We start from the raw sequence: 25,384 nt of genomic DNA, 5'->3' as shown, positions 1-25,384 counted from the left end.
GTTTATACTCCTACGTATCCAGCTGCGTCAGTATGTGTATAAGGGAAACCTACACTGTCTGCCCAAACCATATTATCGCCATGATTACCCGTACCAACATAAGGCAGGCATATTGCCACTTTCATTTTCCCCAACCCCACAAACAAAGGCTGATGACATCCACCCCAACCTTGTCGAACAGCGTGTTTGTACTGCCAGCCTTTACCGACATCCGTGTGATCACATGTAATTTGAGCAGAGCGGTTTGAAGACGGGTGAAATCTTATCGTGCCTGAACTTTCCAGCACATTTATCCAGCAACTGGCTTGCGTTAAAAACTCTCCTTTACTCCATCCAACATGAGTATCACAGCCTTGTGATAGCACGAAGAAATAACCATTATCTGCATCGTTAGTGCGGCCTTTGGTAATTTCAATGTCAATCAGTAAAACACGATAATTAGAGCCATAATAATGCTCTCCACCATGGTTTTTTGACCCAATACCACGGCTCTGAAAATCCTGATTTGGTGTCAGGCCATATTCGTCTAATTTGTCTAGTGTTAAGCGAGTAACAGTGCCACTGCCTTCAGTCCCATCGTGCAAAAAAGACGTCCAGGGCGCTTTATGTGCCGTCAATATATCTGTTGGGGTATTGTTAGCTTCACAAATAGAATTAAAATATTTTGAGTCCACAAGTGTGTTAGGTGCCAGTGGTAACGCTTTTTGAAACGCTTGAATTTTGGCATCAACCGCTTGCTCTTTGGCAGTCAAACGACTCTCAACGGCCGCATTTTTTTGATCAATCTCGATAGCCTTTTGTGCCACACGAGCGTCGATATCTTCAATTTTGGTATCAACGATATCACTTAACTTTTCCGCCGCCTCAACGACGCGTGTAATGTCTTGCTCTAAAGACATGGTTTAACCTCCGTTTAAAATAAAAAGCCCACCGAATAGGTGGGCTGGATTTGTTGATCGTTCTGTTTGCTGACAACTACTCGGCAAACTAAACCAATTTATTTCAATAGACTGCTGACGCCGTGGGCACGTACAACCGCTTCTTCTAAAGCGGCTTTTTGACCTTTTACTTGATAAGGTAATTCAACCTCACCACTGGCCACTTTCCCCTCAATTGCACCAATCGCGTTTTTCAAAGATTCTGTTGAAGCGCGCATGTCTGCCAAAGAATTAGCCGTTGATAGCTTATTTATAAATATGCTCAGTTCATGAAGGAGGATGTGAGAAATATCTGATGTACTCCCTAACATACTGTCGGTATCTGCAATGCGATTGCTAATCTTATGCCTAACGTTAATACGTGCATTCTCAAGTGCGATTTTTTCTTCAACTGCCGGACTTTGCGCGTTTGCGATTAAATTTTCCATTATAAGCTCCCTATAGCTGCGCTTCTGTACTACTGATAAATTGAACATCGCCAGGCTTAAGCACTTTGCCGTTACCTACGTAAACGGAGTCAACACTCAAAGTTAAGTAATACTGACTTTCAAGTGTTATTCGTAAATAAACATGTTGATCTGTCCCTACATAAACAACAGGCTCATGAGTTCCTGCTGTCTTTGACTGATGTAATCTATTGTTATCCGCATAGCAGTAACCAGTAAAGGTTGCATCTACAATATTGTTTTTACCATATTCATAGCCATAGATATTCAGATGGAACATACTGTTGTGTCTATCGATCTTAAACGGCAGCTTGAGGTGCATATTGGTTGCACCACCTTCATTAGTAAAGAAGCTTGCAATGGCTACGCTTTTTGTTCCCCTTCCACCATCGCCCAGTATTTGTTTATTCTCTAAGGCAGTATCAACGCGCTGCACTTGCTGAGAAATTGCCGTATCAATTTCATTCTTTTTTACAGCAACTTGCGAGTTCATCTCTGCAACTTTGTTATTTACTGTCGTGTTAATATCTTCAATTTTTGTATCTACGATGCCAGTTAGCTGCTCTGCTGCACTGACTACATTTGCAATGTCTTGCTCTAAAGACATAATTTACCTCCAATTTAAAATAAAAAAGCCCACCAAATGGTGGGCTTCACGTTTGAGTTTTTTAACTCAGCATCAACACGGTGTGCTCAGAACCGTGTTATGCCTGACTTACTTTGCTTTGATTACAGTATCAACGCCGTTTGCACGCGTCATAATATCTGTCATCACCGCATCTTGACCTTTGGTCTGATAAGGAAAGCTCAGCTCACCTGCTGCAACTTTTGTTTCAATATCGCCAATGGCCGCTTTAAGTGATGTCGTAGAAGTACGCATCTCAGCTAAGGTGGATGCATCGCTTAATTTATTAACAAAGCCACTTAACTCATTAAGTAACATATGTACTGTGTCTGACGTTGTGCCCAGCAAAGACTCGGTATCCGCCACTTGCTGCTCGATAGATAAACGAACATCATCACGACTCTTTTGCTGTGCTTCTTCAACAGATAATTCGACTGAGAACGTGCTGTCTTTACCAAAGTTTTCTTCAACCAGTTGCGCTACCGCGTACTGCTGCATACTGGCATCAAAAAACTGCTCGACCACCTGCCCATTTACGATTAATTTAGCCATTTAATTTATCTCCTTATGCAATCACGTCGTATGCACCGTCACCGATGTAAGCAAACTGACCCCAAGACTTATCCAAAGGCACATGACCTGTCACAACCGCTGGCAATGCAACCTGAATCACACCCGTTTGATCAGCCGGTAAGTTTCTGCCTGACACATAGGGGTGGCAATGCGTATAGTGATTTCGGCTATTATGGTGAATATGAAGTCCACATACTTTGGCAGGCTCCCCGGCTTTCAGGCCATGGCACCAAAAGTTTGTAGGCACAGTTCCACGAATGTGCTTAACAACGGCACCTGCTGTTATATGCGTTGGCCTTCTTAAGTACTGATACATTAAATAGGCATCGACATGGCTGTTATCACCGCCTCGGTTCGGCGCATATTCCAGCTCCCAAATATTAAAGTTCTGAGCAAACCACTTTGTGTCTGAATTAATGGCTTTTAGAAACTCTCTTGCCAGTGGCGTACGCTGAGTAGGCTCAACATTGGTTTCAACTTTTTCTAGCAGAGTTGCTTTTGTTACAAAACCACTAGCCCAAGCTTCTGGGAAGGTACCCGCTTGGTTTGCCACCAAGGCTTGGTTTTTTGTCACTCGAAAGTGTGACTGACGCTCTTCATAAGAGTTAAGTAAGGCATCAGCGCTGGCTAGATGCGCATCCACCTTGGTTTTCGTCTCAGCCACCGCGGTGTTTAATTTGTTTGTGATCTCACTGATCTGATTATCAACGGTCGCAGTCAACCCTTCAGTGGCCTCAACAACGCGTGTGATATCCTGTTCTAAAGACATTTATGTTCTCCATTTATAAAAAAACCCGCTTAAAGCGGGCTTTTTAAAATCTGTTTTGAATTATTTTCCATGAAATTTTGGATAACGCGCCTGCACCGACTTTCGCGCATGGAGCCATGCTTGTTTTGCATCAAATGCTTGCTGGCTATGTTCGCCATGCTCAGCTTTCGCTGCTAAATATTTAAATGCCAAGCCATCACTTTGCTGTTGATAGCCCAAAATACGCGCTGCCTGACATTGCGCTTGTTGCTGCAGTACTTTTGCTTCTTGCATCAACTTAAGTGCCTCTTCTGCTAACGTTTGTGCACGCTGGTTATCTACTTTTTTCATGAAATTTCCTTACAAAATACCTTTGTCAATTAATGCAAACTTTTGTTTTAAATGACGATACATATTCATGATCTGTGAACGCGCCATTTTGGCAAGCTCAGGGGCTATTAAGATATTAAAATCAACCCCTTTATCAATAATGGTAATCGCATCGCCCGGCACACCTGTCAGTGTCAGGTCAAACGCTAATAACAGATCAATATCATTAGATTTGTACGCAATCGGATCTGTCGCAGAATAAACGGCAAACAACACATGACGTATTTGACCGTTTACTTCTTCTTCGGTGTAAAAGCCAACCTCGTTGACAAAAAATCCGTCATCCGCCACTTTAGAGTCGTCGCGTACGGTTAAGTGAAGCTGCTTATTTGCTTCATCATATTCTGCGCAGTCAATATCTAGACGATATCGCTCCGCTTTCAGATTGGTAGTGTTTTCATCCACTTGATGCACACCTGAGCCAATCCCGATTTTGGTGATTTTCGCTTTAAAGCCATTTTGCTGTGCTCTGAACACAGCAGCCAGTCCCGCTGACGTGATCACCGGTTGTAAAATCGTGCTCACTATTGCACTCCTTGTTTGTCGATATTTATGATGCAGACACTGCATTGAAGTACAAACGACACACGGTCGTTTGCTTTGCGCTGTTTGACATCGCACCCGCAATACGGCTGCTAAATTCAATCATGCGCGAAGGCATGGTTTGGTCACTGCGTATATAAGTTCTAACGACTTGACCTGAACCCGTTGAAAGCGATGCGCCAAATCCGAGTTTGGCACCCGCCCTTAACTTTCGCTCACTGGCAGTATTGATGCGCTGGCGACTAACCAATGGCACCTGTTTTCTAATAACAAGGGCGCAGCCTGGCTGAGCAGATGATGTAATCTTACGCTCAGAAGAGGATGCTGCATAATAGCGAGAAGAGGCTGTGCGATGCCCAGAAATAGCACCAGCGAGTGAAAGCGTGTTACTGCCCGCACGTTTTTTTGTGTGCGGCATAACTTTGGCATAAAGCCGACTAGACGCAAAACCGTGGCCACTACTGGCCGCTGCAATTTGCGATGACATCTTCATGCCAACTAAAAAATCAAAATGTGCCCGTTGTGGCTTAGTTTGATTGGTCACGCGGTGTATTGCATCATACAACTTTTGATCAAGCACCACCGCGCGACTGGTATAAGGTACATCATTGGCCCATGCAATGAAGGTAAAAGTATGCGGCTCACCGCTGTGGTGCGGTGCTAAATACACATCATCTACATCATCGAACCATTCAAAAAATTCAATCTCAAGACCCAGTGACGCCAATGCGCGCTTAACCGCGCCAACGGTTCCCTTATGTTTATGAACCGTCACTGAGTTGGCTATCATTGCCCGTTTTGTTTCTACAGGCCAATCTTCTTTCCATTCGTCGACAGATAATGCCCACGCGAGCCAAGGTAACAAAGATTCAGGACAAGTCATCGGATCCCATTGAGACCCAATGTATTCAGGGATAACTGTTCTGGTATCAAACTGTTCACGGGTATGGGATAAACGCTGCTCAAGATGGTGCTCTAAATTGCTTCCATTATGAGGCAGAAGTGATTTGTCGCTCATGATTAGGCCTCATTTGGAAACTGTAAATTAATATCTAAGCTATACGCCTGATTGACGCTTGGTTGTAAATCTTCAGTGGGGGCGAGAACTTTTACTTTTCTCACTCCGGGCTGGTGCAATGCATCAATGATCCCTGAGTGAGGTACTTCTTCTCCTAATTTACAGTGTTGTGTCATAAACACATCTAGCGCCTGCATAATGGCCAGTTCAACCTGTGCCTTATTTGCACCAATATTTAAATAGATTTGCGCACTCAACACCTGCCTCGTTGGCATTACCCACTGCGTCACCACTTTATCTGTTATTGGGCGGATATCTTCATCATGTAGTCGCGTTTCAATATCCGCTTTAATTTCATTTGCTTGAGCTTCTGTCATGGTATTGATCAATGCATACACATTGACATAACCCGGATGCTCAGAGTCTACATACACATCTTTAACCTGATCGTTCGCGGTGAGCGTATGATACTCGTAGGCGCCTTTAGTACCGGCCATACTGTAGCTTTCTAGTGACAGAGGTATTCTTTGTCGATACCGCTCATCGCCTTCATTTTCGTCTCGCCCAATGCCAAATAAGGCGCCTAAATTGTCTAAGTCGCTGCCTTGTGAAAATGCCAGCATCACGGATTTAGCCGCGTCATTAATCCGTTGCCTGAGCAACAGTTCACGATATGACGCTATTTCAATTAGTTTAATTGCAGGATCAGAGGCCAATAAAGCATGATCCGGCAACTTTTCGAGCAAAGCCTGCTCCATTTGCTTATAAATCTCATCATAACTAAGCGCTTCAATAACCTGAGGTGGTGGCAATTTAGCTAATTCGATGGCTGTACTCACAATTCGTCTCCTAATAATACGTTTGCGCACGAACGCACATGCAATCTCATAGCTTGTGCACATGGATTTAAGTGATTAATTACAAAAAAGGGATTTTTAAACAGTGGCCAGATAGGCCTTAAAGGGAGGTACGCTTTGCACTCAGCAGCGCATCAAGTTTTTTGTCTATAGAGTCAAGACGCTTTTCAATCCGTTTTTGATCTTCCTTACGGATTTGTTTTAAATGGGCTAACTCTTGAGAGTTAGAGGTAATACGTTTATCTAAGTCACTTAGATACAAGATGCTTGATACAACCAAGGCAATCGTTGTAAGAATGTGGGCTAAACTCAACTCCTTTTTCATTTGCCAATTTTCAGGTTGTCTCACTTTGCCACTCCTTTCAACTTTTCAATGGTCCGAAGGCCAGCTAGTCCCAACATACCTAAAGTCAATTCCAACATCACGTCTAGTGGCAGTACCGGCACCCCATGCTCTGGAAACAGCCACTGTAAAATTGGGTTGATCACAAAAGCAAATAAAAAACCAAGCCCACATACCCACATCAAAAATGGCCGAGCACCAGCAACAAATCGACTGCGATGACTTGCCTGTACTGAATTAATATGTGCTTGTATTTCACTTTGCTTATTAAGTAGCCTTGCCTTAATGACATGCTGTTCGAGTACTTCTTCTTCACTCGTATACAGCTCATCTATGATTTCACTGACTACCTGCAGTGGTTCTCTCACACTGCCAGTGAACAAATTTGTTAGCCAGTTCATGATTGCCACTCCCCACTTAACATTTGCTGCGCCAATTCCTGTGCTCGACTCGGCACTTGATTAGCCCAACGGCTATCAAGCATTTCAACTGCAGCACTTTCAAACTCTCCTTGTTGCACGTGTTCAAGCATCCTTTTGAACCCCATCAGTCCTTGTAAGCCAATATTGAATGCCATATTCGTCAGCACTGCTACCCGAGCTTCATTACAGTGCGAAATATCAATACGACGCTTTACACCTGCAAGCGCATTTTGAATATCTTGTGCAAGTAAATACTCGGCCTCTTCTTTATCCACTCCTTTATTGTCTAAATTTCTACCATAACCTATCGTGAGTTTGCCTCCCGTGCAGTAATACGGAAAGCGTCGATAGCCCTCATGTTTCTTGATTTGCTCAACCGTATTCATGATCGACATCTATTTTCCTACTCGTTAGTAGCTTAACTCCAACATGAGTGTTCTTTCAGCTTTGGTAAGCCAAAACTCTGCAGAGCGTTTTGTATCAAAACCAAGCATTTTTGCCGCTTGGCTTAGTTCAACATCCAATAAATACTTAGCGCGTATTGCTCGGATGCATTCTGGTCGCAGTTTGCTGATTAACTGCCCCAGTAATTCAATTTCTTCAGGTACATTCATCATGTCACTAGAGAAGTAATTGCTTCGGCCTCCTCCACTTTGCTCAGTAACAGCTTGGCGACTAAAGCCTTTGCCCAGTTCACGCTGTCGCCAATACTTGCCCCAACGTCTGAGGGCGCTGCGAATTTGTTTAATGGTTATTTGTGTCGCAATCATTGAGCTTTCCTATTACTTCTATAATATCGAGTGAATAAACGTCTTCTACTAAACCAACCACATCATTCCATTTCGGGCTGTATTCTTTATTTTCCCAGCGCCTAAGTGTGCGCTCTTCAATGCCATAATTGGCCGCCGACTCTGCCTGAGTGAATCCGCGTATACGCCTTGCGAAGCGAAGGATTTCAGCCCCTAGAGGTGTTCGCTTCTCTTTAAATATTCTGCTTGATGTGTAACTTGACTGTGTCATTGCGATCCCTACCGATAGTTCAGCTAAGCTTTATGGTGATGTGAAGTTGTGTTTGGCTTGAGGTGAATGTTCGAAGCCACAAGCCGTGAAGTTATTAATGACTGTAATAATGAGAAAATAATTCGCCTATCTTTTCAGTCTGGCTTCCTAAATAGGAAGTATCAGTACTCACACGCAATGTGAGCTATTTAGAGGTACTCATTGCATCAATGAAGTTAACCGCTTTACTTCATAGCTTTGCTGAGCATAGGTAAATAATACCTTTTTTTAGGAATTGAAACAGGTCAAAAATGCCCTAACAATAAAGACTTAAAAAAAATGCTTGTTTTTTATATAGAAAAATCGACCTGTACTCTTTTTATATTTCTTCCAATGATAAATAAGCAAAACAGAACATGTTTGTTGCGAAAAAAAGGGGAAAATAAGGCGGATTTATTTATCAAAATCACACTGTGAATAAAAAGTAATCACGACTATTCGATAAATTCGTCACAGCTCTTTCACTAATCTGATCACTTACATTGAATGCACCGTAAGTTGTAACTACAATAGCGGAAATAAAAAATAAGTCGGACTATATTCATGGCTCAATATATATATACAATGTCGCGTGTGAGCAAAGTTGTTCCACCAAAGCGCACAATCCTCAAAGATATCTCGTTATGCTTTTTCCCAGGCGCAAAAATCGGCGTATTGGGTTTAAATGGTGCGGGTAAATCAACGTTACTTCGTATCATGGCGGGTGTTGACACTGAATTTGAAGGTGAGGCACGCCCACAACCAGGTACAAAAATCGGCTACCTACCACAGGAGCCAGTGTTAGATGAAAGCAAAACTGTACGCGAAACGATTGAAGAAGCTGTCAGTGAAGTAAAAAATGCACTGACTCGCTTAGATGAAGTCTATGCAGAATATGCGATGGACGGTGCTGACTTTGACGCACTTGCAAAAGAGCAAGGTGAATTGGAAGCTATTATTCAAGCACATGATGGCCACAATCTAGATAATGCATTAGAGCGTGCTGCAGATGCACTGCGTTTACCTGAGTGGGACGCCAAGATTGAGCACCTCTCTGGTGGTGAAAGACGCCGAGTCGCAATTTGCCGCCTATTGCTTGAAAAGCCAGATATGCTGCTACTGGACGAACCGACCAACCACCTTGACGCCGAATCAGTCGCTTGGCTTGAGCGCTTCCTACATGATTACGAAGGTACCGTAGTTGCAATCACCCACGACCGTTACTTCTTAGATAACGTTGCTGGCTGGATCTTGGAACTAGACCGTGGCCACGGCATTCCTTGGGAAGGTAACTATACGTCTTGGCTTGAACAAAAAGATGCGCGTCTTAAACAAGAAGAGAAATCTGAGAAAGCACGTCAAAAGTCAATTGAGAAAGAACTTGAGTGGGTGCGCTCAAACCCTAAAGGTCGTCAAGCAAAATCAAAAGCGCGTATGGCACAGTTTACTGAGCTACAGCAATCTGATTACCAAAAGCGCAATGAAACTAACGAGCTATTTATTCCACCGGGTCCACGTTTAGGCGACCAAGTTATCGAAGTCAATAACCTGAAAAAAGGCTTTGGCGACCGAGTACTGATTGATGATTTAAGCTTCTCAATGCCAAAAGGGGCCATTGTTGGTATTATCGGCGCTAACGGTGCGGGTAAATCAACGCTATTTAGAATGCTAAGTGGTGAAGAACAGCCTGATAGTGGTGAGATTAAACTTGGTGACACAGTTGAGCTGGCTACTGTTGAACAATTCCGTGACAATATGGATGATGGCAATACTGTTTTCCAAGAAATTTCTAACGGTCAAGATATCTTAAAAATTGGCAACTTCGAAATTCCGAGCCGAGCTTATGTGGGCCGCTTTAATTTCAAAGGCAATGACCAGCAAAAATTCGTCAAAGAACTCTCTGGTGGTGAGCGTAACCGTTTACACCTAGCCAAGCTTCTAAAGGCGGGTGGTAACGTTATCCTGCTGGATGAGCCAACCAATGACTTAGATGTAGAAACGCTTCGTGCACTTGAAAATGCGATTTTAGAATTCCCTGGCTGTGTAATGTGTATCTCGCACGACCGTTGGTTCTTAGACCGTATTGCGACACATATCTTAGATTATCGTGACGAAGGACAAATTAATTTCTTCGACGGTAACTACACTGAATACGAAGAGTGGCTAAAGAAAACATTTGGTGCAGAGGCTGCTGAGCCTAAGCGTATCAAATACAAAAAAATTGGCTAATTCTGTACGCCAATAATAAAAGGCCCTGAATTAACTCAGGGCTTTTTTATATCTGGTTAGTCAGCGAAAACATGACTAAACTTGAAATAACAGCATGACGAGATCGACTTATGACAGAACGCAGAAAGTTTTCTAGAATTTTATTCTCTAACACCGCATCATTAATGACAACGTCGGGTGACTATCAATGTGAAATCATTGATTTATCACTAAATGGGGCACTGATCACACTCCCTTTGGGACTTACCCCAATGAAAGGGCAACCTGCGAGTTTAAAGTTCGTTCTCCCTGGCAGTGAAATAGAAATAAACATGGAAGTCGAAATTCGCCATATAGAAGAAGCACATTTAGGCTTGCACTGTGCGCAAATTGATATAGACAGTGTCACCCACCTAAAACGTTTGATAGAATTGAACATTGGAGATGATGATATACTCCACCGAGAACTGGAGCACTTACTGCTTCACGAATAATAATACGTAGGGCAAGCATCACGATGATTTTGGAATCTTTGCAAGGATTTATTCCATTTATTTTATATTTTTTAATTGGCTACTTGCTAATACTCACCTTTCTGTATGTATACACTAAAGTTACTCCACACTGTGAATGGAGGCTGGTCAAAGAAGATAACCCATCTGCTGCAGCTGCTTTTGGTGGGGCCCTAATCGGCTTTACATTGCCGGTAGCCAGTGCCGCTATCAATGCCGTGTCATTAATTGATTTTGCAATTTGGGGGATCATTGCTGGTGTTATACAACTACTGACTTTCTTTCTTGTTCGCTTGTATATGCCAAAGCTCTCAGAAAAAATTGAAAATAACCATATCAGTGCAGGCCTGTTTTTAGGCGGTGCTTCACTGGCAACCGGTATTCTCAATGCTGCATGTATGACCTATTAAGGAGTGAGTATGAAACGCAGTAAGCAAATCAAACTCACTTTAATGATGGGCACAACCGCAGGCCTGATTGGGTGTTCTGATTCAGATGAATCAGCGCTGCTTTTTAAAGATGTGGATGAATGCTCATCGTTTGGTGTAGAAACTGCATCATGCCTATTTCATTATGAGCAAGCCAAAGATCAACATTTATCCGAAGCACCGAGATATGCCACGGAGCAACTGTGTGAAAGCGATTTTGGTTATGAGCGCTGTGAAAATAATGGCGGCCTATGGCGACCTGTCATGGCCGGCTTTATGGTTGCACTACTCGCTGAGGCGGTTGATGAAGGCTTAGATGCCATGAAAAAGCGCAAGAAAAGAAAAGCCGCTTTTTTAAGTGGTAAATACTACTCTGGTGCCAAACCACTTTATCGCAGCAAAGATGACTTCTTTAAATATCGTAATGCACAAAACAGTGTCGTGGCAAGCGTTAACTCAGCAGGTACTACATCAGTAAAAAGCACAGCGATCAACTATAAACCTAAAGTTAGCAAAACAGTTACGCGCGCTAAAAGTCGCGGTGGCTTTGGTCGCAGCGCCAGTTCTAGAAGTTGGGGCGGATAAACTCCTCCCCCTTTTACAAACCAAAAAAACACATGATCAGAATCCCTATTCAGCCAAGATCAGATTGGCAGGCTCAAGCCAATGCGCTAGGGTTTAAATTTCACACCATGCATGGCGCTCCTTACTGGGATGAAAGTGCATATTATCAGTTTACCTTGTCACAAATTGAACAGGATATTGAGCAGCCAACACAAGAGCTTCATGACATGCTGCTTCACCTTATAAACAAAGTGTGTAACGACGACGAGCTAATGCGTCGTTTTGCAGTGCCACAAGCCTATTGGAATATGATTAGGCGCTCATGGCTGCGCAGAGATCCCCATTTGTACGGTCGTTTCGACTTTTGTTATGACGGGGTTTCACCCGCAAAGCTCTTAGAAGCAAACTATGACACACCGACTTCTCTATTTGAATCAGCATATTGGCAATGGATGTGGTTAGAGCAACAAGTAAACACAGGAAAGCTGCCCACACATAGCGACCAATTTAACAGTATTCAAGAACAATTAATTGCGCGCTTTTTGCATATTCATAAATTTAACCGCACTCGAACACTACATTTCAGTTGCTGCAAAAACACCGAAGAGGATAAAGGGACTGTTGACTATATAAGAAGCTGTGCACTAGAAGCTGGGATTCGGAGTCGATTTACGTTTATCGAAGATATTGGCATCAACACCGATAACCAATTTATGGATCTAGAAGACAATCCGATAGAATGGTGTTTCAAACTCTACCCATGGGAGTTTATGTTTGATGATGAGTATGGGCAATCACTCAACCAAATGTCGGTGCAGTGGTTAGAGCCGCCATGGAAATCCCTGCTTTCTAATAAAGCGATATTGCCCTTACTTTGGCAGCACTTCCCAAACCACCCAAATCTATTACCTGCTTATTTTAGCGATCAAAAGCATATGCTGGATAAAAATATTGGGGTTGTTAAAAAACCCATATTTTCTCGCGAAGGAGCAAATATTGAAATCATGAAGGCAGATAAGCTGATTGCGAAATCAAGTGGAGGGTATGGTGATGAAGGTTATATTTATCAAGCATTTAAACCGCTTCCTAAATTCGCAAATGAGCATATTGTAATTGGAAGCTGGGTCATTGGTGATCAGCCTGCGGGGATCGGTCTTAGAGCGGATCCTAGTTTAATCACACAAGATCTTAGCCGCTTTGTACCTCATATCATTTTAAACTGACAAAAAAAGCAGCCTATCGGCTGCTCTTCTCATTAAGATTTCTTTTGGTAAATAATACCTGGATTGCATCGCAACATTTCAAAATCATCGCTTAAACCAGCCATCGATTCTGATGCCCCTAAAAATAAGTAACCATTAGGGTTCAATGCTTGCGCAAACTGAGAAATAATTTTTGCTTTAACTTCAGGCGAGAAGTAGATAAGCACATTTCGACAAAAAATAACATCAAACTTCCCTAGCAAGGCATAAGAGTCCAATAAGTTTAAATGACGGAAGTTAACCATTTTTCGGATCGGGTCAACCACCCTCGCCATTCCATTACCACTGTCGATAAAAAACTTTTTACGTCTTTCTGGAGATAATCCTCTAGCTAGTGCCAATGCGTCATATTCCGCATTTTTACACATATCCAGCATCGTGTTGGAAATATCAGTGCCAACAACTTGCGCACCCATTTTCATCGCACCAGGATTTTGCGTCTGAAATTCACTTGTCGACATTGCTATTGAATAAGGCTCTTGTCCTGAGGAACTTGCCGCTGACCAAATTTTTACAGGGCGTCGTAAGTCTTTAAACTCAGGGTAAATTTTCTTTTTCAATAACTCGAACGGATACTGATCCCTAAACCATAAGGTTTCATTTGTCGTCATCGCATCGACTACAGCGGCGCGCAATTGCCTCTCGTGCGGACTAAGCGTTTTTGTTACTAATGATGATAATGAGTCAACATTAAACCGAGACATCAAAGGCGCAAGGCGGCTTTTGACCAAATAAAGCTTATTGTCACCAAGTACAATGCCACACTGCTGCTCTAAAAAGGTGCGAAACTGATCGTACTCGCTTTGCTCTAAATGTTTATTTTCCAATGTTTACCACCACTTATTAATCACAATGTACCCATTTTTTCACTGCCGAAGCCAGTTCATCTGGGTTGAATTTGGCAATAAAGTCATCTGCACCCACTTTTTCAATCATTGCCTGATTGAATACACCACTGAGTGAAGTATGCAAGATAACATGCAAAGGGGCTAATTTAGGATCTGCTTTGATTTCCGCGGTTAATGTATAGCCATCCATCTCTGGCATTTCAACATCCGAAATCAGCAATCCAACACGCTCTGTGATGTCGTTTTGGCAATCAACTTCAGCAATCTCTTTCAACCTAATGAGCGCTTCTTTACCGTTTTTAGCTAGCTCCGTTTGCACGCCTAACGGCTCAAGCGCACGCTTCACCTGATTTCGTGCGACAGCAGAATCATCCGCGATAAATACAATACGCTCGCCGAGATCTTTTTGCATCTCACCATCAGCGACGATTTCTTCACTGACTTCGGTATTAATTGGGCAAATCTCATTCAGTATTTTCTCTACGTCTAAGATTTCAACCAACTCTTCCTCAATTTCTGTGACGGCCGTTACATATGAGTATCTACCAGCACCAGATGGCGGAGGCATAATACGTTCCCAGTTCATATTGACAATGCGTTCAACCGCACCAACGAGGAAGCCTTGCACAGAGCGGTTGTACTCCGCAATAATTACAAAACAGTTTTTAATATCTTCGATAGGTGGACCGCCAACGGCCAAAGACATATCAATGACAGAAATAGTTTGCCCACGGATATGTGCAACACCTCGCACATAAGAATTTGATTTTGGCATAGCAGTGAGGGGTGGACATTGAAGCACTTCTCTCACTTTAAAAACATTGATACCGAAGCGTTGCCGCCCCTTCAAACGAAAGAGTAATAGTTCAAGTCGGTTTTGACCCACCAACTGAGTTCGTTGGTTAACTGAGTCTAAAATACCTGCCATTTCATTCTCCTACTCAAAATACAGCTTATCGGAACAATGTTTGCTTGTTATATAGCATTCAAAGTTGCCCTTGAAGCGGTGAAGCAATTCACGCAAAATCTTTATACCTTGTTTCACCCCATAAGCATAGTCGAAACATCATGAGTTTGTTAAAAAATACAATTGCAGTTCAATTCTTTCTCATTCTGGCATACTTTTTAGTCAAGCAGCCTGTATATGCTCACACCTATGAGCCAGCAAAAGTTCAGGAACTCGCAATAAAGTATGTGCAAGAACACAGCGCAAAGGATCCAAAAGGAAAACTAACAATTTCCGCATTACCTCTGGATGCAAGGATCCCGAATAGACGCTGCCAGACTCCATTAGAAGTCAATTCAAAAGCTGCACCGCCCTTTAATCGTCAAGTCACGGTACAAGTGCGATGTAATGATAAACGAAACTGGGTACAGTTCGTGCATGTAAAAATTGAAACTTTATATCCTGTGATTGTCACCACACAGCAACTTGATAAAGGTACAGTGCTAAAACAAGAAGATTTAAAAGTTGCGATGCGCCCTAAACATTTTGTTCGAGCCTCAAACATCGATACGATTGATATGCTGGTGGGCAGCAAGACCAAACGTCGTATTCAAGCCGACAAAGCCATCAATTTGCGACACATTTGTATGGTGTGTAAAGGGGACTCCGTCATAATCTTGGCAGGTAACGAACATTTTGCGATTAAAACGCAAGGAATAGCGCTGCAAGACGGCAATCTAGGCGAGCAAATTAGAGTGAAAAACGTAAAATCTGGAAAAACAATTCGAGCAAGAGTAAAAGATGTTGATTCCGTTGCAGTCAATATTTAAAATTTTTGCTAAAGTTAGTAGTGGAATGGTCGATAATAAGACTGAGACAACTATTTATATGGGTCACTATCATGGTTAATAACATTAACGGTCAAAACCAGCCGAACAATGTTGCTAATAATATTAAGCAACAACGTGCTGAATTGCAAAGAAATGATGCAAACAATACCGCAACCAAACCCGCTTCACAGCAAAAAGCGGCTGCGGATTCTGTGAGCTTAACACCACAGGCACAACAACTTAAAGGCTTGCAAGATAAAGCGCAACAAGCGCCAGCATTCGACAGCAAAAAAGTGGAAGAGCTAAAAAAAGCAATCGCTGAGGGTAAATACCAAGTCGATGCTGAGAAGCTGGCTAAAAATATAGCTGCATTTGAATTTGATTTGTATGGATAAAACAATTGAGCTGTGTGTACAGCAGTTAACCGCGCAAATTACCTCTCTAGAAGCTTTGACCCTGCTTCTGGACGAAGAATTGGATGCGCTTAGCGCCAGAAATGGTGAAGGTTTAAAAGACATTGCACGGCAAAAAATTACTTTTTTGAATAGCATTCAAAAAACAGATAAAGATCTGTCAAACTTTCCCAAAGAGTTGTTTCAAGACCCGGATGTAGTGCCTTTAACTGAGCAAATAGAGCACTTACTAATAAAGTGTAAAAACAAAAACGAAGTGAATGCAAAAGCAGCTCACCTAGCACATATGACGGTTCGCGAGCTGAAGGAAATTCTCATCGGTAGACCGATGTCAACGACCTACACCGAAGAAGGTAATGTGGTAGAAAATGTTGGTGAGATAGTTAAAAACCTAAAAGCGTAATCACCCACCTAATTGCAAAAAAAGCACGGTCAATACCGTGCTTTTTTGTGTCAGCGGATCGTGACTTTAACTAGTAATAAGTCACCCTTTGGATCTTTTTAGGTTTAACTTGACCTATATACAAATCATAAACTGTCTTCATATCTAGCTCCAGCTCAGTGGTATAAATGTCCCCTACCGCGTAAGATTTAAGGACACGTGCGCCTCTGATGACGCCCTGAACTTGACTGCGCAATCCGTCATTTTGTGCAATGACACCTCGCACAGTGGTCGTCGCATTCAATTGATGACCATATACTTGCTCTGCGAGTTCTCGGTATGCCTCTAACTTGGATACCTTGATGGCCATAAGCATTTTTTCACTGTCGGTCGCTCCAGGCTGGGCTTGCAACGGAGCATAACCTATCGCTTTTAACACCGGATAACTGTCTGGCTGTACATAACTATATTCTACATGTTTGTCGATAATTGAGCTGCATCCAGTCAGACCAACGGCTACACCAATGGCGAGAATTTTGCTAATTTTAAATAATCCACGCATACGATATCGACTCCTAATTACAAAGTTTGCCTGTATAACGATTAATATGCACAAATTAAGCCAATACTGTTGGCATAGGACTTGCTCCTCTACACTTAATAGATAAAATTTTGATACGGTATTGAATGATGAATAGAGTAAGTTGTACAGCCATCACTGCCTGTTTACTGAGCTTTAGTGTCCAAGCTGAATGGTTTGAGGTGACAGGGTATGCAAATGCATACACCAGTGATCGAGCAGCAGCGCGGCAAGAAGCTGTGCAAGATGCCATTACCCAAGCGCTCATTTTCTCTGGTGCCACTGTCTCTAGTGTGCAGACATTGGCAGATGGTGTCCTCGCACAAGATCATATTAAAATAAAAAGTCATGGCGAAATACAAGAGATAAACTTAGTCTCAGAAAATACCCAAGATGGTGTGATGAGTGTGACTCTGCATTTAGATATTTTTCCTAAGCAGCAGCAATGTCCAGAAGAGTCTTTCCATAAACAAATCACCGTCACTCAAAGCCAATTAATACAACCTCATCAAGCCAGGCTAGGTCAAATTTTTGACATTCATAAATCCGCCAGCGAACGCATGTATCAAACTCTGATGCAACGCAATATGACGGTCAAGCCTATTCCTTTTATTGATAAAAGCATTAATGTTCGCGCTTTCTTTTCACAAAACTTTGATTACAACGCACAGCTAATTGAGAGTTTAACCTCTGCCAGCAATAGTCAATATGTATTGCTCAGTCAAATCACCGATCTAGCTAACACACATAAGTTAAATAGTGACTACGCGTTTTGGCAAGATGATGAATATGTCAGAAGCTTTAAAATAGATTTTGTCGCTTTTGACGCCATCAGCAAAGACAAAGTGTGGCAACAACACTACAGCGTGACCGGAATTTGGCCTTATGAGAAAACCAAGATTATCGACGTTTATAGTGATACATTTTGGCACACCGATTATGGTAAACGCATTCAAGGCGTGTTCAATAGCCTTGCCCAAGACCTTAATCAAGCATTTGCCTGTTTACCAACTAGAGGGAGAATACTCCACAAAGACCAAGATCAATTGGTCATTAATTTGGGAAGTGCACACGGATTAAAAGTGGGTCAAGAATTGAGTATTGCCCATCGCAGTGATGTTGCAGGTGAAAGAAATCAATTTTTCTCCCACAGTATCCAAACCATTAATCGTGTTAAAGTCACACAAGTGAATGCACAAAACGCCATTGCGAAGAACATTCAAAGTAGACCGATGAATAATATTCAAATCAACGACATCGTTGAGCTTATCATTACACCTACTGAAGATTTTGCTTTATAACTGTTAAGGTTTGTGTGGCAACTTGGCGTCCCCGGTAGGAATCGAACCTACATCAAAGCCTTAGGAGGGCCCCGTTTTATCCATTAAACTACGGGGACACAGCATCGTGCCAAAATAAGATAAGCAATTGTTTACGTTATTATATTTATAACAGTGGAACACTGCCTATGACAAGCAAATTAGTGACATTAAATGAGATACAAAAAACAGTTACACCGCTATGGAAGGTAACGGTAGGCCACAGCGGTTGTGGCCTACCCATTATTTATAGGTTACTGTCGCGCTTGGGTGGAGTATAAAATAAGGAATAACGACGTTGCTGCTTGCAACAACTAACCTGCTATCAAAGTCCAGCAAGCGAGTATTCACTTCAACCCCTCTATCACGATAGATCATAGTCCCTGTTAACACATGACTGGGTACAGGATCCTTAGGTAATTTTTTCGCATCCCTCGACAGAATAAAGTCCCCGTTAGTTGTCACTGCTATGCCTCGATGAGACTTAAAGTCCAGTGCCGGGTAACCCATTTTTTGAAATTGATGGATCATCGACTCAGCGAGTTGATTTCCTAACTGGTTGCTGCGCCTTAAACTTCTATCAAAACTAACAAAACTGGTTATCGCAACCGCATTCGGAGCAATACCTGACATAGAGTCAGAAAGCTCTAATGCAATCTGTCCGGCATAGTTGCTTAACTGCTTATTGTGGGCGTAAGTCACAAAGCCGGGGTCGCTATACACCAATTCCGGCTGCATATTCAGCTCATTAGCAAGCGCCGCCAATTGCTGGGCTTGTTGCGCTTTTGGTGATGGTTGCTCTTGAGGCACTATTTGTGCGTGCCTTGAACTCTCACACCCAGCGAGAAAAGCAAAGCAACTCAACATGATGATGCTTGATTTCATGGGTCTCACCTACTTGCTCTCTCTAAGCGAATGCCGTCGTGGCCAATACCATCTCGCAGTGCGTTCACCACTGACTGTGGCAGGAAGCCTTGAGCAGTCCCGACAACCGCTTTGCTTTTAACGCCGACAATGCGCGCATTGACCAACACGCCACCTTGATGGTTTGCCAACGTGCCAGCCAAAACATAGTTAAAAGTATGCTCATCTGACAACTCTAAAAAATCTCGACTAAAAATAAAGTCGCCTTGCTTGGTCACACGCATAAAATCGGTCGTTTTAAAATCAACAACAGGGACGCCAAAATTATGAAGTTCATGGACAAAGCTCTCTGAAAGCTGATTCCCCAATAAGGAACCGTAATTATAGTCTTCGTCAAGAAACACAAAGGTCGCAACAGCGATTGGCGTTCTATCATTCACGTAGCGCAAATTACCAATCATATCTTGCATTAAATTCTGTACATAATGCGTCACATTTCGGCTCGCCATTTGCTGAGAAACAGTCATCCCATGCATACCACCAGGGTGCATTTGAAACTGGCTCTCAGAACTGGCAAACGCATTTTTTTCCACCACTATCGCATTGCCCTGCTGCTGCATGCCATCGGTATTCATACAGCCAAATAACACAGGCAATAAAAGTGATAACGCATACTTTTTCATATCTTTCTCCGTTAGTGTTGGCCGCGATGAAGTAGCCCATCTCGCATTTGCACCTGCTCCTCTCCCCACAATGTTTGCTTGGGTAAGCTGATTGAGGCTGCTGACATTGTCTTACTATTCACCATATCAATTAACCTTGCATGGATAGTATATGAGTCAATATTTTCACTCACACTGCCCGTCAAGATCAGGTCAAATTTGTGGCGTTCTTTGAGCTTTTCGATGTCTCGGCTTAAAACGCTGTCCGAGCCAGACGACAAAGTAATGGCTTTTTGAATTCTAAACTCAACAACCTGTAACCCCATTTGAGTCAGGTAAGTAATAAAGCTTTCTTGTACTTGATTACTTAAACCCGCCCCTTGATTACTTAATGTATCGGCACCAAGGCTATTATCTTTAAAAAAGCTGGTTACAGCGACAGATGCTCCAGGCTTCAAAGGCCGACTATACTGGCTTAACTGTGTGGCCAGCTCCCCTACATAACTGTGAACACTACGTGCTGGTGGCACTGGCTGTTGTGTCTCTTTGGTACTGGCATTAATCCAATCACTTGAACTACAACCAGCTAGCAAGCACACAAACACCAAGATCAGAAATCGCATTTTGATATACCTCTAAGTTACTGGCTTGAATCTATGCAATAATCGAACCAAACTATAATAGAGTTTGAAATACGCATTTTTAATCTAGTCGCGCGTATTCTTAACACTCAGCAATTAAAAAAACGCTTAGAAGGCGTGATCAAGGCTTAGGCACGGGGACTGCAAAACACTTTACCCCTTGATGTTCAAATTTAAGGCAAGCATTTGCCGCAGCGTCTATATCATCAAAATAGTGATAGCCAAGTATGTATTTATTGCGCGGTTTGTCATGTACGAAAAACGGGTTGCTTGAAAACAGATTCGGCGACCTTTTGGTCAAAATAGACACATAGGTTTTCAATATTTTTAATGAATTAAACTCGCCACCAGCAGCAATATATCCATTTAACTGAGCTGCGGCTTCAACAGCTAGATCCACTTCCAGTAACACGTCCCCTTGGCTGGACAATATCACTTCAACTTTTTCAGTCTGAACAACACGATTTTCAGCGTGTTTTTTCACTCTTGCCTCATAATGTCCTGGCCTGATATCGCTAAATACATAGTAGCCGTCATACGCTGATTTTACCGTCGAAACAACACGCTGATTTTTATCCACCAATTCAATCTCAGCATAAGCCAATGGTGTTTCCAGGCCACTTTTGTCTTTTTTATATGCGACCCCTTCCAGTTCGCCAGCATGGACTACGGGATACTCTAAATAACCAATAAAGCCCTTTCTAGGCGTAATTGAACGACCATCATGGGCCGAAATATAAAATGGATCTGGTAATGACGCTTCGTCTAGGAGAATATCTGTTTGACGATTTAGTGGCATATTGCCAAGTAGGGCAACCCCTTTTTCATCTGTAAAAGCTTGTGCAAATCCCTGTACAGATTTGATCCGCACACCTTTTAACACCACATCATTGCCATCGAATATGGCGTTATTATTTTGATCTAAAAAGACCTTCACTAATACGGAGCCTGAACTTGCAAGGCGTCTATCTGTTATAAAAAACGCATTGCTATAATTTTCATACCCCAAACTAAACTGACCGGTTAAGCCAACCTGCCAATCATCATTTTGGAAATAATTAAACTGACCTGTTAGCCTAAACTTATCATTGTGCCAATTTAAGCCTGCACCCAGTTTGTATCCCTCATTAACCAGCGACTTAATGTAATCCACTTCTACATCAAACTGATTGTTAATCACTCGGCTTACCTGTATTTGATAATCCGTTAACTTACGTTCAGGGCGGAGTTGATAGCCCAGACCAATGCGACCATAAGTGCCGCTTAATCGTCCCTGCCAGCGAGCAACGCCTTTTACATCACGTGCTTGCTGTCCACCCGATTGGATATAATCTAATTGATGACTAAAAGTACCAAGCTGAGTCGCCATTGATAATAGGTTCGAAGCCATAAAATCCGTATCAAAGGCATCTTTACGCCAATTCAATGTATTTTGATAGTTTAACCTGACATGATTATGTTGGTAGAGATTTCCTGCCGCACGAAAAGTGAACTCTTGCGTATGCTGTTGCAGTATATGTTCGGCATCCCCGTTGGTTTTATTGTCTGTGAATACCACACTTAAAGCGTGCTGATTGATCTGTGTCCGCCCCTGAAGCAATAACTGCTGTGTGCCTAACTGATCTCGACTAAAATCTAGGTTTAATAGGCCCTTATTCCACATATCAAACCCCAACCCAGTGCTCACTTGATACGTATTTTGCTGACCTTCTAAACCAAAACGAACGCCAGAATATACTGATAAATCATCACTGATCCCGTAGTCATACCGACTTAATAGATTCCACCCTGCCTCGTTAGTTATATTCTGACTCTCATCTAGCAAGGTTTTACCTGTTTCGACTATTGAGGTATCAAAATAACCTTCACCTTTAGACAGATTGCCTCCTGCCACATAGTAAGAGCGGCTATCTTGCAATACTTGCCCTTGCGGGCCATACATGATTAATTCAAACGCATTGCTACCAAAGTAAAGCTCAACACGATCAAAATTATATACACCAGATTGCACATTAAGCCTTTGATCAATCATAATGCCATTGTGGTATAGCTCCACATCCCACCCAACCTGGATCACCCCACTGATCCTGATTGTTTGTGTATCTACCTGTTTATATAGTGGTCGATTACTTACTCTAACACCTCGTGAATATGTAGCGCGATGAGTCCCTCCGATCCGTGTCTCTAACACATCACCAACCTCAATGTGCGTCATCTCGATAGGACCAATCTGAACGCCCTGCTCCTCTTGACGAGTTAAACTAAAACGGCTTTCACTTACCCACTCTCCTGAACGACCATTGAGAAAATAATTGGCATTCCAAAACGCCATATCTTGACTGCCTAAGAGGGAAACTGATGCATAACTGTCATTATTATTTGTGGTTACTAAGGAGGTTTGAATATCAATCAGCGGAGGGCTCCAAGCCTGATATGGTGTCTCTTTCCAGGGCAAAACGGGCGCTTGCGTTGACAAGCCCTCAGAAAAATGGCGATTCTGTCTGGCAATACGCAGCTCTACGGGCAGTGGTTGCTCACTATGGAGCAATATTTTCAAATCTTGATAATCTATATCGAATTGCAAGCGAAACCAATCGGCTAATACCGCCGCTTCAACATAGAGTTCACCATCACGTATCCGTACTTTTTGCGCAGTAAAGGTAGCTATTTGGCCCGATAAATTAACCCGACGCTTTGCCACATCCAGCTCAAAACGCTGAGCTTCGTCTATATACCAGCCCGTATATTGCTGCTCGCTATCATCTGCAACAATGGCAAAATCTAAAGCCGAGAACAAACTTTGCAATTCAAGAAGCACACTCTCATCGCTCTTAACCGCAAATACTTCAGAAAGGTAATGATCTTCAATATACAACGAAAAGAAGAGTTCTTCGCCGCTTTGAATACGACCATCACCATAACTGCGAACAGGTTCCGTCTGTTCGTAAGCGTTAACGATACCCGCAGAAGAAGCCAAAAAACCAAGCACGAATAGTGTGCAAAGATGGAGTCTAATGTTCACTTATTCACTGAGTAGTGATGTTAAATATACGCTGTGAAAAAGCGTGATCGCGATATTCGGCCTGCCCAGTATAAGTCACCCTAAGTTGACCCTTCCCTGTCATAACTTGTCCAGCCAGAAGATTAAGCTCAACCTGTGCCTTTGTTACTTCGGGGTAAATTGCATAGTTGTTGGCAGTTGCAATATGACGCCACTCCTTAGCCCCTTCAGGCTTCCAATCTGCTTGTAACTTACCTAAAGCACTTGCCGATCCTTCTCTCAATATATCCACCGCAATCACAGGCTTCCCATTGATGCCTGTCGAGAACTTAGCCGCTGAAACTTTTACCTCAGGTGGCAACGTCTCTTTTCGATAAATAACAGGGATGCTGTAACTTAAGATCATATTTAAGCTCACCCCTATGGCTTCAGACTGACTTTGCTGTTCTGTGGGCAGGGCTTGAAATAACAGGTGAGAACGGTACTCCCCGCTTTGCATACCTTGCTTGCGACGTAACGCCAATTTAACCACTTGACGTTCACCTGCTTCTAGATGAACCTGTCTGGGTGTCACTCTCATTAAGTGGCTGAGTTTCCAAGGGCCTACTTGATCAGGATGGAGATCTCGATAACCACCTGCTGGCAGTGCACGTTTTTCTTTCCATCCCAAGCGATATGTTTTAGCTTCTTGGCTATTGTTAATCAAGAACACTTTGGCCGTACGCTGACGTTCATCAAATACCACCCGTGTAGGTGATATCATCAAAGACGCCTGCGCCACTTGGCAAAATACAACAATGGCGAAAGCGCCCATGATCAAAAAATACTTTTTCATACTGCTAACTTAATAATTTACTTCAATATTAACCCACACACGATAGGTACCATCTGGGTATTGGGAAGGCTGAGCATCTACTTCTAATGTACCCCCGACTTTCAATGCTGCGTTACCTTGAGCATCACTAAAAACACGATCAACATGCTCTAACTCAACCAGATTTATGCCCTGCACAGGTAAGTTACTGTGAGAAAGTAGCGGCGTCACAATACTGGTAGAGACCGAAATATCATACAGTGCAGGTAGGGAAGAGATAATTAATTCAGCAGCTTGACCTCCAGATACCAAGTGTACTGAACCGCTTGTTACATTTCGCCCGTTAACACCGATTTGAATACGACTCTTATTGGTATGATCAGAGATAAGAATGGTGCCAAAATCCAAAGGCGTGACTACTTCAATACGCGCACTCGTGATAGTGCTACTCACCATGAGTAGACAACATAATACGGTGCCGAGATATCTTATTTGGCACGCCCTGTTCAAATAGGCACTGAACATCAAAAGGCTAGTAGCTCAATTCCAATGTAAAAGTACCAACATAAGCGCCGTCTAAGTAATTAGCTGCGTTGCCGGTCGTTGTTGATAACGTCGCCCCAACATTAAATACCGCCTCACCATTTGCATCTACCTGAATTTGCTTGCCCACGACAGGTGTTGAGCTCGAAGCGCCTGTTTCAATATAATAAGTGAATGAACCTAGTGTAAACCCTGCTGCACCAGTACCACTGCCAACAGATAAAGATACATCCGTCTCAACTGGATCTGTAATCGATAAACTAGCAAATGGCACAACGCCCGAAATTTTAAATTGTGCAGGGCTACCAGCAGACAAAATTGCAATTTCAGCATTACTGATATTGGTCGACGCCACTGTAGGGGATTGAGTTGCATCTGCTGGAATAGTCAGAGTTGCGGTATCTGTGCCAGTATTATCAGCAACCGCTCGGATTGTACCAAAATCTAAGTCTTGATTTTTCACCAGTTCAAAGGCATTTTTTACAGTGACCTTGGCATCAAAAGTAGCTTTTTGGGTCGCAGCAGCACAGAGCGGTAATCCCGCAATAACAGCAAATAAAGCTAGTTGATTTAAACTCTTTTTCATACTCTTATCCTTTTAAAGCGTCGCCAAAATAAGCAACGGC

33 protein-coding genes and 1 tRNA gene are annotated in these 25,384 nt (G+C 42.7%); 9 read left to right on the top strand and 25 right to left on the bottom strand.

Annotation, left to right across the window (positions count from 1 at the left end; all coding sequences use genetic code 11):
* Positions 1-2: 2 nt before the first annotated feature.
* From JF50_RS06160 to JF50_RS06095, 14 genes are all read right to left on the bottom strand, one after another.
* Positions 3-899, bottom strand: a complete 897-nt coding sequence (locus tag JF50_RS06160) for a hypothetical protein (protein ID WP_039608553.1) — start codon at positions 897-899, stop codon at positions 3-5.
* A 98-nt stretch (positions 900-997) separates the two neighbouring features.
* On the bottom strand, positions 998-1,366 hold the full coding sequence (locus tag JF50_RS06155) for a hypothetical protein (RefSeq protein WP_052262151.1): 369 nt from the start codon (positions 1,364-1,366) through the stop codon (positions 998-1,000).
* 10 nt (positions 1,367-1,376) lie between these two features.
* Positions 1,377-1,991 carry a hypothetical protein gene (locus tag JF50_RS06150; protein ID WP_039608552.1) on the bottom strand — a complete coding sequence of 205 codons (615 nt, stop codon included), beginning with the start codon at positions 1,989-1,991 and terminating at the stop codon, positions 1,377-1,379.
* A 108-nt stretch (positions 1,992-2,099) separates the two neighbouring features.
* The gene (locus JF50_RS06145) at positions 2,100-2,561 is read right to left on the bottom strand and encodes a hypothetical protein (RefSeq protein ID WP_039608551.1); all 462 of its coding nucleotides are present in this window, start codon (positions 2,559-2,561) and stop codon (positions 2,100-2,102) included.
* A 13-nt stretch (positions 2,562-2,574) separates the two neighbouring features.
* The gene (locus tag JF50_RS06140; RefSeq protein WP_039608550.1) at positions 2,575-3,351 is read right to left on the bottom strand and encodes a hypothetical protein; all 777 of its coding nucleotides are present in this window, start codon (positions 3,349-3,351) and stop codon (positions 2,575-2,577) included.
* Positions 3,352-3,411: 60 nt separating this feature from the next.
* Entirely contained in the window at positions 3,412-3,681 is a 270-nt protein-coding gene (locus JF50_RS06135) for a hypothetical protein (RefSeq protein ID WP_052262150.1), read from the bottom strand.
* Positions 3,682-3,690: 9 nt separating this feature from the next.
* Positions 3,691-4,245 (bottom strand): phage tail protein, encoded by a 555-nt coding sequence (locus JF50_RS06130; RefSeq protein WP_063360345.1) that lies wholly within the window; start codon positions 4,243-4,245, stop codon positions 3,691-3,693.
* Between the two features lie 25 nt (positions 4,246-4,270).
* Positions 4,271-5,281 carry a phage tail protein I gene (locus tag JF50_RS06125; protein WP_039608548.1) on the bottom strand — a complete coding sequence of 337 codons (1,011 nt, stop codon included), beginning with the start codon at positions 5,279-5,281 and terminating at the stop codon, positions 4,271-4,273.
* Positions 5,282-5,283: 2 nt separating this feature from the next.
* The gene (locus JF50_RS06120; protein ID WP_039608547.1) at positions 5,284-6,120 is read right to left on the bottom strand and encodes a baseplate assembly protein; all 837 of its coding nucleotides are present in this window, start codon (positions 6,118-6,120) and stop codon (positions 5,284-5,286) included.
* 118 nt (positions 6,121-6,238) lie between these two features.
* A complete protein-coding gene (locus JF50_RS06115) occupies positions 6,239-6,487 on the bottom strand; it encodes a hypothetical protein (protein WP_145925043.1) in 249 nt (82 codons plus the stop codon).
* Positions 6,484-6,882 (bottom strand): 3TM-type holin, encoded by a 399-nt coding sequence (locus JF50_RS06110; RefSeq protein ID WP_200890378.1) that lies wholly within the window; start codon positions 6,880-6,882, stop codon positions 6,484-6,486. The genes JF50_RS06115 and JF50_RS06110 overlap by 4 nt, the downstream gene beginning before the upstream one ends.
* Positions 6,879-7,298, bottom strand: a complete 420-nt coding sequence (locus JF50_RS06105) for a glycoside hydrolase family protein (RefSeq protein WP_039608545.1) — start codon at positions 7,296-7,298, stop codon at positions 6,879-6,881. The genes JF50_RS06110 and JF50_RS06105 overlap by 4 nt, the downstream gene beginning before the upstream one ends.
* Positions 7,299-7,313: 15 nt before the next feature.
* Positions 7,314-7,673 (bottom strand): hypothetical protein, encoded by a 360-nt coding sequence (locus JF50_RS06100; RefSeq protein WP_039608544.1) that lies wholly within the window; start codon positions 7,671-7,673, stop codon positions 7,314-7,316.
* Positions 7,648-7,923, bottom strand: a complete 276-nt coding sequence (locus JF50_RS06095) for a helix-turn-helix domain-containing protein (protein ID WP_039608543.1) — start codon at positions 7,921-7,923, stop codon at positions 7,648-7,650. The genes JF50_RS06100 and JF50_RS06095 overlap by 26 nt, the downstream gene beginning before the upstream one ends.
* A gap of 582 nt (positions 7,924-8,505) precedes the next feature.
* Between JF50_RS06095 and ettA the strand changes: the two genes are divergently transcribed.
* From ettA to JF50_RS06070, 5 genes are all read left to right on the top strand, one after another.
* Positions 8,506-10,170, top strand: coding sequence for an energy-dependent translational throttle protein EttA (gene ettA, locus JF50_RS06090; protein WP_039608542.1), 1,665 nt, complete (start codon positions 8,506-8,508; stop codon positions 10,168-10,170).
* A gap of 110 nt (positions 10,171-10,280) precedes the next feature.
* Positions 10,281-10,643 (top strand): PilZ domain-containing protein, encoded by a 363-nt coding sequence (locus JF50_RS06085; protein ID WP_039608541.1) that lies wholly within the window; start codon positions 10,281-10,283, stop codon positions 10,641-10,643.
* A gap of 23 nt (positions 10,644-10,666) precedes the next feature.
* A complete protein-coding gene (locus tag JF50_RS06080; protein ID WP_039608540.1) occupies positions 10,667-11,071 on the top strand; it encodes a DUF350 domain-containing protein in 405 nt (134 codons plus the stop codon).
* Between the two features lie 9 nt (positions 11,072-11,080).
* On the top strand, positions 11,081-11,674 hold the full coding sequence (locus JF50_RS06075; protein ID WP_039608539.1) for a DUF1190 domain-containing protein: 594 nt from the start codon (positions 11,081-11,083) through the stop codon (positions 11,672-11,674).
* A 32-nt stretch (positions 11,675-11,706) separates the two neighbouring features.
* Positions 11,707-12,876, top strand: a complete 1,170-nt coding sequence (locus JF50_RS06070) for a glutathionylspermidine synthase family protein (protein WP_039608538.1) — start codon at positions 11,707-11,709, stop codon at positions 12,874-12,876.
* Between the two features lie 32 nt (positions 12,877-12,908).
* On the opposite strand, the gene JF50_RS06065 is transcribed toward JF50_RS06070, so the two are convergent.
* Both JF50_RS06065 and JF50_RS06060 read right to left on the bottom strand, forming a co-directional pair.
* On the bottom strand, positions 12,909-13,742 hold the full coding sequence (locus JF50_RS06065; protein WP_039608537.1) for a CheR family methyltransferase: 834 nt from the start codon (positions 13,740-13,742) through the stop codon (positions 12,909-12,911).
* A 16-nt stretch (positions 13,743-13,758) separates the two neighbouring features.
* Complete coding sequence (locus JF50_RS06060; protein ID WP_039608536.1) at positions 13,759-14,691, bottom strand: chemotaxis protein CheV; 933 nt, start codon at positions 14,689-14,691, stop codon at positions 13,759-13,761.
* Between the two features lie 140 nt (positions 14,692-14,831).
* Here JF50_RS06060 and flgA point away from each other — a divergent pair, with 140 nt between their 5' ends.
* The 3 genes from flgA to flgN all read left to right on the top strand — a co-directional run bounded on the left by flgA (position 14,832) and on the right by flgN (position 16,355).
* Positions 14,832-15,539 (top strand): flagellar basal body P-ring formation chaperone FlgA, encoded by a 708-nt coding sequence (flgA, locus tag JF50_RS06055; RefSeq protein WP_039608535.1) that lies wholly within the window; start codon positions 14,832-14,834, stop codon positions 15,537-15,539.
* 71 nt (positions 15,540-15,610) lie between these two features.
* On the top strand, positions 15,611-15,934 hold the full coding sequence (gene flgM, locus JF50_RS06050; RefSeq protein ID WP_039608534.1) for a flagellar biosynthesis anti-sigma factor FlgM: 324 nt from the start codon (positions 15,611-15,613) through the stop codon (positions 15,932-15,934).
* Positions 15,927-16,355 (top strand): flagellar export chaperone FlgN, encoded by a 429-nt coding sequence (gene flgN / locus JF50_RS06045; protein ID WP_039608533.1) that lies wholly within the window; start codon positions 15,927-15,929, stop codon positions 16,353-16,355. The genes flgM and flgN overlap by 8 nt, the downstream gene beginning before the upstream one ends.
* Positions 16,356-16,425: 70 nt before the next feature.
* Here flgN and JF50_RS06040 read toward each other — a convergent pair whose 3' ends face one another.
* Positions 16,426-16,896 carry an LPP20 family lipoprotein gene (locus JF50_RS06040; RefSeq protein WP_039608532.1) on the bottom strand — a complete coding sequence of 157 codons (471 nt, stop codon included), beginning with the start codon at positions 16,894-16,896 and terminating at the stop codon, positions 16,426-16,428.
* Positions 16,897-17,021: 125 nt separating this feature from the next.
* Between JF50_RS06040 and JF50_RS06035 the strand changes: the two genes are divergently transcribed.
* Positions 17,022-18,215 (top strand): flagellar assembly protein T N-terminal domain-containing protein, encoded by a 1,194-nt coding sequence (locus tag JF50_RS06035; RefSeq protein WP_039608531.1) that lies wholly within the window; start codon positions 17,022-17,024, stop codon positions 18,213-18,215.
* Between the two features lie 23 nt (positions 18,216-18,238).
* Here the strand turns inward: JF50_RS06035 and JF50_RS06030 are convergent.
* The 8 genes from JF50_RS06030 to JF50_RS05995 form a co-directional block, all read right to left on the bottom strand.
* Positions 18,239-18,313: transfer RNA gene (locus JF50_RS06030), tRNA-Arg, on the bottom strand.
* Between the two features lie 163 nt (positions 18,314-18,476).
* Positions 18,477-19,118 carry a FlgO family outer membrane protein gene (locus JF50_RS06025; RefSeq protein ID WP_039608530.1) on the bottom strand — a complete coding sequence of 214 codons (642 nt, stop codon included), beginning with the start codon at positions 19,116-19,118 and terminating at the stop codon, positions 18,477-18,479.
* A 5-nt stretch (positions 19,119-19,123) separates the two neighbouring features.
* Positions 19,124-19,780 carry a FlgO family outer membrane protein gene (locus JF50_RS06020; RefSeq protein WP_039608529.1) on the bottom strand — a complete coding sequence of 219 codons (657 nt, stop codon included), beginning with the start codon at positions 19,778-19,780 and terminating at the stop codon, positions 19,124-19,126.
* Positions 19,781-19,791: 11 nt separating this feature from the next.
* Positions 19,792-20,382, bottom strand: a complete 591-nt coding sequence (locus tag JF50_RS06015; protein WP_039608528.1) for a FlgO family outer membrane protein — start codon at positions 20,380-20,382, stop codon at positions 19,792-19,794.
* A gap of 139 nt (positions 20,383-20,521) precedes the next feature.
* Positions 20,522-23,422 (bottom strand): carboxypeptidase-like regulatory domain-containing protein, encoded by a 2,901-nt coding sequence (locus JF50_RS06010; protein WP_152614467.1) that lies wholly within the window; start codon positions 23,420-23,422, stop codon positions 20,522-20,524.
* A 4-nt stretch (positions 23,423-23,426) separates the two neighbouring features.
* Positions 23,427-24,236 (bottom strand): molecular chaperone, encoded by an 810-nt coding sequence (locus tag JF50_RS06005; protein ID WP_039608526.1) that lies wholly within the window; start codon positions 24,234-24,236, stop codon positions 23,427-23,429.
* Positions 24,237-24,245: 9 nt separating this feature from the next.
* Positions 24,246-24,671, bottom strand: a complete 426-nt coding sequence (locus tag JF50_RS06000; protein ID WP_039608525.1) for a DUF4402 domain-containing protein — start codon at positions 24,669-24,671, stop codon at positions 24,246-24,248.
* A gap of 76 nt (positions 24,672-24,747) precedes the next feature.
* Complete coding sequence (locus JF50_RS05995; RefSeq protein ID WP_039608524.1) at positions 24,748-25,344, bottom strand: DUF4402 domain-containing protein; 597 nt, start codon at positions 25,342-25,344, stop codon at positions 24,748-24,750.
* Positions 25,345-25,384: the final 40 nt, after the last annotated feature.

Origin of the sequence: Pseudoalteromonas luteoviolacea (assembly GCF_000814765.1) — a bacterium.
Taxonomy (GTDB): Bacteria; Pseudomonadota; Gammaproteobacteria; order Enterobacterales; family Alteromonadaceae; genus Pseudoalteromonas; species Pseudoalteromonas luteoviolacea_H.
The sequence above is the reverse complement of the archived record's forward strand: the minus strand, read 5'-3'. Positions and strand labels throughout refer to the sequence as shown.